This is a genomic window from Clostridium sp. DSM 8431 (assembly GCF_900116755.1).
Lineage (GTDB): Bacteria > Bacillota > Clostridia > Clostridiales > Clostridiaceae > Clostridium.
This window is the reverse complement of sequence record NZ_FPBY01000096.1, coordinates 1-13770: the sequence shown is the minus strand read 5'-3', so window position 1 is coordinate 13770 and position 13770 is coordinate 1. Positions and strand designations below refer to the sequence as shown.

The window sequence follows — 13770 nt, the reverse complement described above, 5'->3', positions numbered from 1 at the left end:
AAGTTATTCGAAAAAGGCTTATCCATGGGATAATGCCTGCATAGAATCCTTCCATGCTCTTATTAAAAGAGAGTGGATAAATCGTTATAAAATTTTAGATTACAAACATGCATATAAGCTTATTTTTGAGTATATAGAAACTTTTTACAATACAGTAAGAATACATAGTCACTGTGGATATTTATCTCCAAATGAATATGAAGATAAATATTACTCAGAAAATATAAAAAATGCATGTTAACTATGAAAAATGTAATAATATAATTTATCCGAATTTAATTTGTACTTTTTCTTGACATAGTACCAGATACTTCGACAAGTTGTGCTTTGCTAGCATCTGTATCTGGAGCAGCGTTAGTTATTGTAGAGGTACTGCAAAATAAAATGCTTACAATAATTAACGCGGAAATTAATTTTTTCATAAACGTCCCCCATAATTCTTTGTTAGAGAAAATATATAAATAAACATATTATTTTTTTATTTTCTCTTCATTAAATTTTGAAAGTATCTACTTAGAGTTTAACAGATACTTTATGTATAAGACTCTACTTAATAATAACACAATTCATAAAAAAGGACAAAGTATTAGGATATTGTGGAAAAAGTTTCATTGAATTATAGAATGGTATTAACAAATACTAAATATGAAGTGAAAAGGAGAGTGTTGGAAGTGGTTAAAGATAAAAAAATTCAAGATAAATTCCAAACATTAACTAAAGAATCAGCTCCAAAACCTAATATATTATTAAATTGTTTTAGAGCTTTTTGGGTAGGAGGACTTATATGTAGCATAGGACAATTTATATATAATTTTGTATTTTCATATGACTTTACAAAAGAAGAAGCTTGCACAATAACTTCAATTTCAATGGTGTTTTTAGGTGCTTTATTAACTGGCTTAGGCATATATGCAAGAATTGCTGAATATGCTGGAGCTGGTACTGTTGTTCCTATTACTGGATTTTCTAATGCAGTTGTATCTCCTGCAATAGAATTTAAAAAAGAAGGATTTGTATTTGGAGTTGCATCAAAGATGTTTAATATAGCTGGGCCTGTATTAGTTTACGGTATAGGATCTTCGGTATTAATAGGAATAGTTTATTATATAATTTCTTTATTTTAATGGAGGGTAGTTTATGGATGTAGAAAAAAGAGTTGGAAGCCAAACTGTTAAGCTAAAGGATCCACCTAAAATAATATCTGCTTTTTCTGTTGTTGGTCATAAAGAAGGTGAGAGGCCATTAAAGGATTACTTTGATTTTGTTTTAAGTGATGATACATTAGGTCAAGAAAGTTATGAACGTGCAGAAAGTGAAATGATGTACACGGCTATAAAAGAAGCAATAAAAAAGGCTAATCTTAAGGAAGAAGATATTAATTATTTATTTGCAGGAGATTTATTGAATCAAATTATTTCTTCTAGTTTTGCAGCAAGAAAATTTAATATTCCTTTTTTTGGATTATATGGAGCTTGTTCGACTATGTCTGAATCACTAAGTTTAGCTTCGTTAATAATGGATGGAGGATATGCTGAGCATGTAGTAGCTTCAACTTCATCCCATTTTAGCTCTGCAGAGAGACAATATAGATTTCCTTTAGATTATGGTTCTCAAAGAGCAAAAACAGCACAAAGGACAGTTACAGGTTCAGGTGCTATGGTATTAGGCAAAACAGGAGACTATCCAAAGGTGACCTATGTTACTACAGGAGTAGTGAAAGATTATGGTATTAAAGATCCTAATAATATGGGTGCTGCAATGGCTCCGGCTGCTGCTCATACAATATATACTCATTTAAAGGATACAGGAAGAAAACCAGAGGACTACGACATAATTGCAACTGGAGACTTGGGAAATGTGGGAAGAGAAATCACTAAAGAATTAATAAAAGAATATGGTTATGATATGAGTGAAAATTATGTGGATTGTGGAAGTCTTATTTTTTATGATGAAGAGCAAAAAACAGATTCAGGTGGAAGTGGATGTGGATGCTCTGCAGTAGTTTCAACAGGATATTTTTATAAGAAGCTTATGAAAAGAGAAGTAAAAAAAGTTCTTTTAGTATCAACAGGAGCTTTATTAAGTACAACATCATCTCTTCAAGGTGAAAGTATACCTGGTATAGCTCATGCAGTTTCAATAGAGATTGATTAAAAGGAGATGATTTTTTTGGATTATATTAAATGCTTTATAGCTGGGGGAGCTATATGTGTAATTGGACAGATATTAATGGATACAACAAAACTTACTCCAGCTAGAATACTAGTAATGTTTGTTACATTAGGAGCTCTTTTAGGCGCTTTTGGATGGTATGATAAGGTTATAGACTTTGCAGGTTGTGGAGCTACTATTCCGTTACCTGGATTTGGAAACACTCTTGCTAAATCTGCCATAAAAGAAGTTAAAGAAACGGGACTTTTAGGAGCCTTTACAGGAGGGGTAAAAGGAACTGCTGGGGGAGTAACAGCTGCTATTTTCTTTGGCTATATGATGGCTTTGATTTTTAATCCTAAAACTAAAAATTGATATATTATGGATTATATTAAAATAAAATGCAAACTATATAAGGAATATGTTTTATAATTCATTAAAATATTACATAAAACTAAGGTAAGAAATAGAAAAAAGTTTAAGAATTATGAAAAATATATTATAATAATAAGGTTGAGAAGTATAATGAGAATGGAGGAAGCATTTTGAACATTTATTGCAATAATACATGGAAAGCTGTTGTTGGAATGCTTAAAACTAATGAATTCACTGGATTAAGTGAGTTAGAATGTGAGGAACGCAGGAAAGAATATGGGGGAAATAAAGTATTTGTTCCTTATAAAAAGAATGCATTTAAGATAGTAAAAGATTTTTTTAGTGTTCATATGTTTTTAAGTATATTAGTAATTATATTCCTTATGTATGTTAAAGAATATATTTTAGGGGGAGTTACATTACTATTGTTTATTTTAACCATGGTACTTAAAGCGGTATATTCTAGAAATATAGTAAATAGAGCTAAGTTCATGGAAAAGCTTAATGATACTACAGCAAGAGTTTTAAGAAATGGTGTAGAAAAAATAATAAAATCAGAAGAAATAGTAAAGGGGGATATTGTACTTTTTTCTAAGGATTCATTAATTCCAGCAGACTTAAGAATAATAAGGGCAGAGGATTTAAAAGTAGATGAAAAAAATATTACTGGAGAAAAGTTTTTTAAAGATAAATTTGATAGTAAGATAGATTCAGCTGTATATTCTGTTGAAGAAATGAAGAATATGCTGTTTAAAGGTTCAGTGATAAAAAGTGGACAAGGTGCTGGAGTTGTTGTGGAAACTGGTAATTCAACACATCTTGGAAAAACATTAATTTTAATGACAAGTGCAGATAATAATAAACATACCCTTGGACGTAAGTTAGAGAAAAAATTAAGTGGATTTATGTCTATATCATTAATAATTGCTATTATATTTTCTTTAATTAATATATATTTCACTAAATCATATACTAGCTTATATTTATCTGTATTTTTAACACAAGTAGTTCCAATAACTATTATAATATTTGGTTTTATAAGATTCTTAAAGAGAGAACTAAAGAAAAGTGGAATAAATTTAATAAATATATCTGCTCTCGATTTAATACGTGAAGTTAATATTCTTTTTATGGACAAGATAGGTTCAGTAACAAAAGAAGAAATGATTGTAGATAAGATTTATATTAATAATAAAATACATTCAGCAAAGGAAGTTGTTTTTTCAAAAGAAGTTACAACAAGAAGACTTTTAGAAGGAATATTATTATGTAACAATGCTGAATATTATGGAGAGGACGAAAAGGCAAAAGGGGATCTTATAGATGTTGCTTACCTTAAGTTTGCTTATGAAAAAGGAATAAAGAAGTTTGAAATAGAAGAGTTAAATAGAAGAATATTTGAAATTCCAATGGATTCAGATAAAAAAATGATTACTACTATTAATAAAGCTAAAAAAGGATGTAGAGCAAACTGCAAGGGAAGTGTAGAAGCAGTATTATCTCGTTGTAATTATATAATGATTGATGGTCTTCAAAGAGAAATCACTAATGAAGACATATCAAGATTAAAAGCTATAGATTATAATTTATCTCTTGAAGGATATATAACTCAGGCTGTAGCTTATAGAAACTTTAGTTATATACCAACAGTTGGAGAAAATATAGAAAATAATCTTGTGTTTACAGGTATAATTGCTTTAAATAATCCATTAAGTGATGAACTTGATGAAGAAATTGAAGCTATTAAGAGCAGAGGAATAATACCAATAGTATTCACAGATGACAATAAAATTACAGCTACAACAGTTGGACGTAAATCTAAACTAGTTTCAAGTAACAGCAGAGTAATTGCAGGAGTAGAATTACAGTCTTTAGAAAAAGAAGAACTTATTGAAACTGTTTCTAAGACAAGAGTATTCTCAAGAGTAAGTCCAGAGCTTAGAGCTAGAATAGTAGGACTTTTTGTAAAGGATAATTACAAGGTTGCATCCTTTGGAGAATCTTTAGGAGATTTACCATCAATATGTATTTCTAAACTTGGAATTAGTAAAGGAAATGCAGCTAAGATTATAAAAAATGCATCAGATATATTTATGGAAAACAACTTCTTAAAGGGATTTTTAAGTGTTTTTGATATATCTGAAAAGTTTAGAGATGGAATTAATAAATTTAGATCGTTTATTTTAGGAATTATTATTGCTCAAATAATATCCTTAAATATGGTATCTATCTTTAATGGAGATTTTACTTTAGGTTATGCACCAATAATAATATTTAATATATTAGTGCTATCACCACTTTCATTTATAGCATTGTCTTCATCAAGAGAGAAAATATCGAAGATTTTTCCAAGAATTATTCTTTATGTTACCTTTACAATAGGTGCGCTATATGATTTGAAAAATGGATATGATGCTGTATGGGTTTTACTATTTGGAGTTTATGCAATAGGATATTGCATTGTAAATTGTCACATAGATATAAAGAACAAGTCCTTAAAAGTAGTATTTTTATTATTAGCTATACTATTTTTAGGAATTGGTGTTGCAGCACTAATAAGTATTAGTGGAAATGCTTTTTCTAATAGTGAATTAATAAAAATAGGAGGTATAGCAGTAGGTAGCTTTGTTCTTGAATTAATGTTGAAAAAGTGGCAAGAATAAGGATGAGGTGATCATCCATATGAAATTAGTTAATATTGAAGAGGTAAATAATCCTATTATTTATATATCAATAGCGTTTATTTCAGCTTCATTAGCTTTTGCTTTTTTAGAAAGCAGATATATATGGCTGGCAGTTTTAACTGTTGGCCTTTTTTTTATATTTATTAAAATAAGTACTAACTATGCATTTACATTAATAATAATTATATTTTTTTCACTCAGCATAATTAATAACTATATATATTATAATTTGGATATTACAAGTGATTTTAATGGAAGTATTACAGTAACAGAAAAGAAGTCTTATTATGCTATTGGAAGCTATAAAGGAAGGCTCTTATATCTAGAGGGGGATTTAAAAAATATTAAAACAGGACAGAAAATAGACCTTTATGGAAGTTTTGATAAAAAAATAGATTTTGAAAATGGAACTTTAGGAAGCTTAAAGTTACTAAAGGTTAATAGTGTTTGTGATACTTATAAAAGAAAACTTTATAACCTTAGAGAAAAGGTTTTTGAAAGTCTAAAGAATAATATAGGAGAGAGGAAAAGTGCTTTGATTTCATCAGTAGCCTTTGGATATACTGATAATTTAGATGAGGCTGATAAGACAGATATGCAAAACTTAGGTGTAATTCATGCTGTAAGTGTATCAGGCCTTCATGTGGCGTTAATTTTTAATCTTATTAAGGGTTTATTAGGTGTTAAGTTTGGAATTGTAATTACTTTAGTATATGTACTTTTAACAGGTGCAGCATTTTCCTCAATAAGAGCATTTATTATGGTACTTTTATTAAATTCAGCAGTAATATTTAAGAAGAAATATAATGGACTTGGAGCTCTTGCCTTTAGTGCAGCAGTAATAACCTTAGTTAAGCCTTATGCTCCATATAAAACTGGATTTCAATTATCTTTTTTAGCAGCCCTAGGTATTATTTTATTTTCTAAGCCTATTAATAAAAGATTATATAGGCTTCCAAAAATTTTAAATGATACCGTAAGTGTTTCCTTTGCAGCAGAAGTATTTACTATTCCTATAATGCTAACAAAGTTTGGAGAATGTTCTTTATTATTTCTTTTTGGAAATTTAATATTAGTTCCTTTATTAAATATTCTTATATATCTAGGAAACCTTATGCTTATAACTGTAAATTTGCCTAAAGTATTTGATTTTTTAAGTTTTGTAGTTTTAAAGATTATTGGAATTTTTGACAGCATTAATGATGAACTTAATTTAATACTTTCAGGAAGCATTTATTTGAATAAAAATATGGTGTTACTATACTGTTTTTTATTATTGACTATATTGTTTTATGTAAAAGGATTTAGAAAGGCAAAAATTCTGCCTTTAATTGTTTTTGCTCAGCTATTAATAAGTATATATAGCCCAATTTTAAGGATAGACTATCTAAAAGAAGGAGGGTGTCTTGTTAGCTATAGAGGTGAAAGAAAGATCATTACTAATTCAAGGAATGTTGATATGAAAAAACTTAAAGAAAAAAATATTGCATATGAAGGATACAGACAGGCAAAAAGAGTTAGTATTTGTGATAATATATCTTTGGTTCTTGAAGAAAAAAACTATATATTAAAAATAAAAAATAATAAGTATTTATTAAGATTTAGTAATAAAGAAAAGATATATGGAAATTATGATATAATTGATTTTGTAAATAAAAAAGTAGATGGATTTTATATAATTAATGATAAATTATATTGTTTTTAAATGAAAGGCGGATTACGTTGATTGCTTATGATGAATTAGAGAAAAATATTAAAAATAAATCAATAGAAAATTCATATATATTTTGTGGTATTGATGATGAATTGATTAAAGAAGGAATTGAAGAAATAAAGAAAATTGTTGTTCCAAAGGGAATGGAGGATTTAAACTATATAAGACTTGATGGATTAAATACTTCTATGGATGAAATAATTAATGCTTGTGAAACTATGCCTTTTATGGGAGAAAAGAAGCTTGTACTTGTATCAAGGGCAGATTTTTTTAGAGATAAATCTGATAGTCATGGAACTAAAATTTATAATGAAATGAAAAATTATTTAAAGGACCTACCTCCTTATACTGTACTTATTTTATATTATGTATTTAATGATAAGAGAGAAACAGCTAAGAAAAATAAAAAACTTATGGCTTTAGATAAGGTGACAACATTAGTTCATTTTGATAAGCTTAAGCGGGATAAATTTATTAAAAAGATTGAAAGTATATTTAATGAAAAGGGGAAAAATATAGGAAAAGTAGAACTTAGATACTTCTCAGAAAAGGTTCAGAACAATTTTAATATAATAAAGCTAGAGATAGATAAGCTTATTGATTATACAGAGGGAAGAGAAATTACTAAGAAGGATATAGATAAATTACTTCCAACTAGTAGCGAAGATGATGTATTTGATTTAGTAGATCTTATATCTCAAAGAAAGATTGAAAAGGCAATAGATATTATGGATGAATTACTTTTTAAAGCAGATCAGCATATGCTTATAGTAACTTCTATAGAAAATCAATTTAAAAGATTATACGAAATAAAAGTAGGAATGAAAAATGGTAAGAAAGTTAATGATTTTGTGGCGGAATTTCATATTCCTGCTTTTGTATGTGAAAAGCTTATGAATTTAAGTGGGAGATTTTCTCTAAGGCAGCTTGAAGGACTTATTAAATTATGTGTGAAAACAGAAGGAAAGTTAAAATCTACTGGAGTAGATAAAACTATGGAACTTGAACTTCTTTTATTAGGTACATTAATGGTGAAAAAATAGATATAAAAAGGTTATAGGGTATATTTAAATTATTAGAGTTTAGATATACCTTATAACCTTTTTTTCTGTAAAATGTAAAAAACCGATCTGAAACCAGATCGGTAATATTACAATTAAGCCATAGCGTTTAACTTTGCAGCTAATCTTGACTTCTTTCTAGCAGCCATATTCTTGTGAACTACTCCCTTTTGAGCAGCCATGTCTAAAGCTTTAGTAACTTTTACAAATGATTCTTTAGCTTCTGCAGCGTTGTTAGCTTCAACAGCAGCTTCGAATTTCTTTATAGTAGTCTTTAAAGCAGACTTAATCATTTTGTTTCTAGCAGTCTTCTTTTCTGCAACTAATATTCTCTTCTTTGCTGATTTGATATTTGCCATTTAATTTCACCCCCTCTAAATTTAATAGGGCCTCTTGCAGTTTTTTGGGGAAATCTGCGTACGAGTCGTATTCAACACACCATATTATAGCATCGAAAGTATAAACATTCAAGTATTAAATTTATGTAAATCGGAAAAATTAAAAATAAGCAACAAAAAGTGAGGTGGAATGATGATAAATGTAAGAACAGATCTGGCTATGGAGGCTAGTGAAATCTATAAAGAAGAGAATAAAAAGGAGGCTGATGGAGTAATTGTAGAGGAATTAGAAGATGAAGGCACTAAAATTACTAAAGTGACAATACTTGATGACAAAGCAGGTGAAAATATAGGAAAACCTAAGGGAACATACATAACTTTAGATATTCCTAAGTTCACGGCTTATGATGGCGGTCTTATGGATGATGTTTCAAAGGCTTTAGGAAGAACTTTGAAAAAACTAATAGGCATAAAGGAAAATCAATTAGCTTTAGTAGTGGGGCTTGGTAATTTGAAGGTTACACCAGATGCATTAGGCCCTAAAGTAACAGAAGGAATTATGGTTACAAGACATTTAAAATCTGTTATGCCAGATGTTATTGATGATAGTGTCTTTCCTATAGCAGCAATAGCACCAGGAGTTTTAGGAGTTACAGGAGTAGAAACAGGAGAAATAATAAGAGGCTTAGTTGAAAAAATACATCCTGATGTTGTTGTGTGTATAGATGCTCTTGCTTCAAGAAAGATAGAAAGAGTAAATAAAACTATTCAAATAAGTGATACTGGAATTTCACCAGGGGCAGGTGTAGGAAACCACAGAATGAAATTAAATGAAGAAACTTTAGGGGTTAAAGTTATTGCAATTGGAGTTCCAACTGTTGTAGATGCAGCAACTATTGCAAATGATACTATTGATCTTGTTTTAGATGATCTAATTAAGCAAAGTGAAGAAGGAAAAGATTTTTATAATATGCTTAAAAAAGTAGATAAGGAAGAAAAAAATCTTCTTATAAGAGAAATATTAAATCCTTATGTAGGTGATCTTGTTGTTACACCTAAGGAAATAGACCTTGAAATAGATTCTTTATCTAAGATTATTGCAAATGGGATAAATATAGCTCTTCAGCCTAATATGACTATGGAAGATATAAATAAGTTTTTAAATTAATAATAATTATGTAAATCTCTCATATAAATATAAAGTAATGATTTTTATTTTAGGAGGGGGTTTATGTGTATAGACAAGTGGCAGGAAGTAAAGGGACTGACCATGATATTAATTTAATAGTTATAATTTTACTAGTATTAATAAGTATATTTTCATATAGGGTAATAAATATTTTGAAAAGTAGTAGTGAAAGAGGAGCTTTAGCCTATGTCCAATTATTAAATTTTGATATGCCTTTAGTTGAAAACACAATATATGATGAAGGTGCTTATGCAGAAAATAAACTTTCTGTGAAAAGAGTATGCTATGAAGCGTTAGGATTATCTAATATTAATGCACTTGCAATAGTTAAAAATGAAGTTCCATTTTTTAAGGTAGATGATGATATGGGGCTTAGTTCTATTGTAAGTAAAAACCATATTGACCCATTTTCTTTAGATGAAAATTCAATTTCAAAAGTGGAAAGTGATAAAGATCCTAGTACAGCAGTATCTACATCAGCTTATGACCCTTCATTAAAAAAAGAACTTAATTCAGCTCAGGTGGAAGTTTTAATTTATCATACTCATACTACAGAGAATTATAGAGAAACATCAGGGGATACTACTGATGAAAGATTTAATGTTGTGGGCGTAGGCGATGCAATTGTAGATGAGCTTCAAAATAATTATGGAATAGCTACAATTCATGATAAAACTATTCATTGTATTTCTTATAATGATAGTTACAAAAGGTCTAATGAAACTGTAAGTGCTTATCTTAATAAGTATGGAGATTTTAAACTTATAATTGACCTTCATAGAGATTCTGTTGATGATAAAAACTCAGTAACAGCAAATATAAATGGTGAAAATGTTACTAAATTAATGTTTGTTACAACAAAGAATAGTAAGAGGTTTAGTAAAAATCAGGCTTTAGCAGAAGAATTTTTTAATAATGCAAACAGATTATTCCCAGGACTTACAAGAAAAATTTACACTTATAATAGAGGTATGAATGCATTTAATCAAAGTTTAAGTGATGGAAGTATTCTTATTGAATGTGGTGCAAATGTAAATACTTCAGAAGAGGCTCAAAAATCAGGAAGATATATTGCAAGGTTAATTGCTGAGCATATAAATAGAAAATAGAGGTATAAAAAATAAAGAATTGAGCATCCTTTAAGATAAGAAATTTATCTTTTGGGGGTGCTTTTTTGAAAAGAGTAAAAAGGATTAAGGCTGTAATTATTACTATTTGTATAGTTGCTGTTATAATAGGATTAGTAAAAGTAAATATCATAAATACTAGGGCTTTATCACCTCTTGGAAATTCAGAAGAAAACTACGAAAGGATAAAAGAGAGCTTTGGTGATGATTTTTCAAGTTTTATTAATGATAATTCAGAGGTAAAGATTTATATAGATGATGAAAAAGATAATATTTTAATTAGGATAGGCAAAGAAAATTATATAATAAAAAAAGAATCATATCTTATTAATATTTTAAATAATGCTAAAGAATCTGTAAAAGATATTATTAGTGAAGCTTATAATATGTTCATGGAATAAAGTTCTTTGTGTTGACATAAACTCAGTATTGTGTGATATAATTTAGATTGATTTAGTATAATGGGGGTGAATTAACCGTTATAGAAGGTACGGTTTAGATATATGAATAATGATAGAAAGAAGTACATAAGAAACTTTTCAATTGTAGCTCATATTGACCATGGTAAGTCTACTCTTGCCGATAGATTATTAGAAGCAACAGGTACTCTTACTCAAAGAGAAATGGAAGACCAGGTTCTAGATAATATGGAACTTGAAAGGGAAAGAGGAATCACAATAAAGTCTCAGGCTGCAAGACTTATCTATAAAAGAGATAATGGAGAAGAATATATATTAAATCTTATAGATACTCCAGGTCACGTAGACTTTAATTATGAAGTTTCAAGAAGTTTAGCAGCTTGCGAAGGAGCATTACTTGTTGTTGATGCTACACAAGGTATACAGGCACAAACATTAGCTAATACATACTTAGCTCTTGATAACGACTTAGAAATAGCGCCTGTAATAAATAAAATTGACCTTCCATCTCAAAGAGCAGATGAAGTTAAACAAGAAATCGAAGATGTTATTGGAATTGAAGCAGAAAGTGCACCAATGATTTCAGCTAAGACAGGACTTAATATTAAGGATGTTTTAGAAGAAATAGTTGAAAGACTTCCTTCACCAGAAGGAGATGAAGAAGCTCCATTAAAAGCTTTAATATTTGACTCATACTATGACAGCTATAGAGGAGTTGTATGCCACGTAAGAATTAAAGATGGTACTGTTAAAACAGGAACAAAAATTAAGCTTATGGCAACAAATAAGGTATATGAAGTGGTAGAAGTAGGAGTATTTACACCTAAACTTATGCCAATTAAAGAGCTTAAGGCTGGAGATGTTGGTTATATAACAGGATCTATTAAAAATGTTAGAGATGCCAGAGTTGGTGATACTATAACAGAAGCAGATAGACCAACTAAAGAAGCTCTTCCAGGATATAAGCCAGCAGTACCAATGGTTTATTCAGGAATATATCCAGTAGATGGAGCTAAATATGAAGAACTTAAAGAAGCATTAGAAAAATTACAAATAAATGATGCTGCATTAAGTTTTGAACCTGAAACATCAATTGCCTTAGGATTTGGATTTAGATGTGGATTCTTAGGATTACTTCATATGGAAATAATTCAAGAAAGAATAGAGAGAGAATTTAATTTAGATATCATTACTACAGCACCATCAGTTATTTATAAAGTTATAAAAACAGATGGAGAAAAGTTTGATATTACAAATCCAACAAATCTTCCAGAACCAACAGAAATAGATTATATGGAAGAACCAATTGTAAAGGCATCTATAATTACACCAACAGAATACGTAGGTGCAGTAATGGAACTTTGCCAAGAAAGAAGAGGAGTATATATTGATATGCAGTACATGGAAGAAACAAGAGCTGTTATCAATTATGATATACCTTTAAATGAAATAGTATATGACTTCTTTGATACTTTAAAATCAAGAACAAGAGGATATGCATCGCTTGATTATGAATTTAAAGCATATGAAAAAGCTGAACTTGTTAAGTTAGATATCTTATTAAATGGAGATACTGTTGATGCTTTATCTATGATAGTTCCTAAGGAAAGAGCTTATCATAAAGGAAGAGCTATTGCAGAAAAACTTAAAGAAATAATTCCAAGACAATTATTTGAAGTTCCAATACAAGCTACAAGCAGCAGTAGGTTCAAAGATTATAGCAAGAGAAACTATTAAAGCCATGAGAAAAGACGTTTTAGCTAAATGTTATGGTGGAGATATTTCTAGAAAGAAAAAGCTTTTAGAAAAGCAAAAAGAAGGAAAGAAGAGAATGAGACAGGTAGGTTCAGTTGAAGTGCCACAAGAAGCATTTATGGCTGTACTAAAGACTGACTAATCTTTAATAAAATAAATTATATTATAATTATAGTAGTTTACAGGGGGATAATTATGTTTTTAGAGGAATTAAATAAAAGTGAATCAGTAGCATTTGTTAATTTAATAAAAGAATTAGCTATGGTAGATAAAGTTTTTGCTAGAGAAGAGAAAAAATTAATTAAAGAATATAAAGAAGAATTAAAGCTTTCTGATGATGAAATTAAAGAAATGGATATGAATGAAATAGTGTCAGAACTTCAATCTTCTTCAAAGAGAATAAAATTAATTATTTATTTCGAACTTGTAGGACTATCATTAGCAGATGGAAAATATGATGAAAGAGAAATAGATTTCTTAGATGAAATAGCAGAAAAATTTGATGTATCAAGAGCTAAGAAAATAGCAATTGCTAATTATTTTTATAACTTCAAAGAAATATACAAATTCTCTGTAGTTGATTCTAAAAGCAAAATTGATTTGTTGAGAGAAGATGTAGAGTTATTATTATCATAAAAGAGATGTGTGCTGATTTCAGCACACATTTTTTGTTCGCCCAGCATGTTTGCTGAGCCAGCAGGCTGAAAGAAGCCTGCGTCGCCGTCCCGATAGGAAGACAACTCGAATGCAAGTGCGTTATTGGCAACGATAAGGTATGAAGGAAGCGCTAGAGGACATATGGAACATAACGCAAGTAAACCAAGTATTGGCTTATAAAGTGGATAACCTTGCAAAAAGTAGGAAAGTCCAAAGTTCGGTAGTTACTTTATAAGTTTTTATGGATGTGTTCATATGGGGCAGGCAAGCTTAACTGGGGAAGCTTTATATTATCTCATA

Annotated in this window: 13 protein-coding genes and 1 pseudogene; 12 read left to right on the top strand and 2 right to left on the bottom strand. The window is 29.3% G+C overall.

Annotated elements, in window-relative coordinates; translation table 11 throughout:
* Positions 1-241: integrase core domain-containing protein (locus BM384_RS10720; protein WP_139232094.1), on the top strand; the 241-nt coding region annotated here is incomplete at its 5' end.
* A gap of 34 nt (positions 242-275) precedes the next feature.
* On the opposite strand, the gene BM384_RS17675 is transcribed toward BM384_RS10720, so the two are convergent.
* Positions 276-422, bottom strand: a complete 147-nt coding sequence (locus BM384_RS17675; protein WP_175537348.1) for a hypothetical protein — start codon at positions 420-422, stop codon at positions 276-278.
* A gap of 201 nt (positions 423-623) precedes the next feature.
* On the opposite strand from BM384_RS17675, the gene spoVAC reads away from it, so the two are divergent.
* From spoVAC to holA, 6 genes are all read left to right on the top strand, one after another.
* Positions 624-1124, top strand: a complete 501-nt coding sequence (gene spoVAC, locus BM384_RS10715; RefSeq protein WP_090013539.1) for a stage V sporulation protein AC — start codon at positions 624-626, stop codon at positions 1122-1124.
* A gap of 13 nt (positions 1125-1137) precedes the next feature.
* Positions 1138-2154: a stage V sporulation protein AD gene (gene spoVAD / locus BM384_RS10710; protein WP_090013537.1), complete on the top strand. Its 1017-nt coding sequence runs from the start codon at positions 1138-1140 to the stop codon at positions 2152-2154.
* Positions 2155-2169: 15 nt separating this feature from the next.
* Positions 2170-2526 carry a stage V sporulation protein AE gene (gene spoVAE, locus BM384_RS10705; protein WP_090013535.1) on the top strand — a complete coding sequence of 119 codons (357 nt, stop codon included), beginning with the start codon at positions 2170-2172 and terminating at the stop codon, positions 2524-2526.
* 170 nt (positions 2527-2696) lie between these two features.
* Positions 2697-5189 (top strand): P-type ATPase actuator domain-containing protein, encoded by a 2493-nt coding sequence (locus BM384_RS10700; RefSeq protein WP_090013533.1) that lies wholly within the window; start codon positions 2697-2699, stop codon positions 5187-5189.
* A 19-nt stretch (positions 5190-5208) separates the two neighbouring features.
* Positions 5209-6915 carry a ComEC/Rec2 family competence protein gene (locus BM384_RS10695; protein ID WP_090013531.1) on the top strand — a complete coding sequence of 569 codons (1707 nt, stop codon included), beginning with the start codon at positions 5209-5211 and terminating at the stop codon, positions 6913-6915.
* Between the two features lie 17 nt (positions 6916-6932).
* On the top strand, positions 6933-7967 hold the full coding sequence (holA, locus tag BM384_RS10690) for a DNA polymerase III subunit delta (protein ID WP_090013530.1): 1035 nt from the start codon (positions 6933-6935) through the stop codon (positions 7965-7967).
* Positions 7968-8080: 113 nt separating this feature from the next.
* Here the strand turns inward: holA and rpsT are convergent, their stop codons facing one another.
* Positions 8081-8344 (bottom strand): 30S ribosomal protein S20, encoded by a 264-nt coding sequence (gene rpsT, locus BM384_RS10685; RefSeq protein WP_090013528.1) that lies wholly within the window; start codon positions 8342-8344, stop codon positions 8081-8083.
* A 172-nt stretch (positions 8345-8516) separates the two neighbouring features.
* Between rpsT and gpr the strand changes: the two genes are divergently transcribed.
* From gpr to BM384_RS10660, 5 genes and pseudogenes are all read left to right on the top strand, one after another.
* Positions 8517-9491: a GPR endopeptidase gene (gpr, locus tag BM384_RS10680; RefSeq protein ID WP_090013527.1), complete on the top strand. Its 975-nt coding sequence runs from the start codon at positions 8517-8519 to the stop codon at positions 9489-9491.
* A gap of 65 nt (positions 9492-9556) precedes the next feature.
* On the top strand, positions 9557-10621 hold the full coding sequence (locus tag BM384_RS10675) for a stage II sporulation protein P (RefSeq protein WP_090013525.1): 1065 nt from the start codon (positions 9557-9559) through the stop codon (positions 10619-10621).
* A gap of 65 nt (positions 10622-10686) precedes the next feature.
* A complete protein-coding gene (locus BM384_RS10670) occupies positions 10687-11040 on the top strand; it encodes a hypothetical protein (RefSeq protein WP_175537347.1) in 354 nt (117 codons plus the stop codon).
* A 102-nt stretch (positions 11041-11142) separates the two neighbouring features.
* A pseudogene (gene lepA, locus BM384_RS10665) lies at positions 11143-12955 on the top strand (translation elongation factor 4).
* Positions 12956-13008: 53 nt separating this feature from the next.
* A complete protein-coding gene (locus BM384_RS10660; RefSeq protein WP_090013523.1) occupies positions 13009-13449 on the top strand; it encodes a hypothetical protein in 441 nt (146 codons plus the stop codon).
* Positions 13450-13770: the final 321 nt, after the last annotated feature.

What these genes read in the sequence shown, in the direction of transcription:
- spoVAC (WP_090013539.1), top strand. Translation starts at nt 624, where the DNA reads ATGGTATTAACAAATACTAAATATGAAGTGAAAAGGAGAGTGTTGGAA.
- BM384_RS10695 (WP_090013531.1), top strand. Translation starts at nt 5,209, where the DNA reads ATGAAATTAGTTAATATTGAAGAGGTAAATAATCCTATTATTTATATA.
- BM384_RS17675 (WP_175537348.1), bottom strand. Translation starts at nt 422, where the DNA reads ATGAAAAAATTAATTTCCGCGTTAATTATTGTAAGCATTTTATTTTGC.
- rpsT (WP_090013528.1), bottom strand. Translation starts at nt 8,344, where the DNA reads ATGGCAAATATCAAATCAGCAAAGAAGAGAATATTAGTTGCAGAAAAG.
- BM384_RS10660 (WP_090013523.1), top strand. Translation starts at nt 13,009, where the DNA reads ATGTTTTTAGAGGAATTAAATAAAAGTGAATCAGTAGCATTTGTTAAT.
- gpr (WP_090013527.1), top strand. Translation starts at nt 8,517, where the DNA reads ATGATAAATGTAAGAACAGATCTGGCTATGGAGGCTAGTGAAATCTAT.
- spoVAD (WP_090013537.1), top strand. Translation starts at nt 1,138, where the DNA reads ATGGATGTAGAAAAAAGAGTTGGAAGCCAAACTGTTAAGCTAAAGGAT.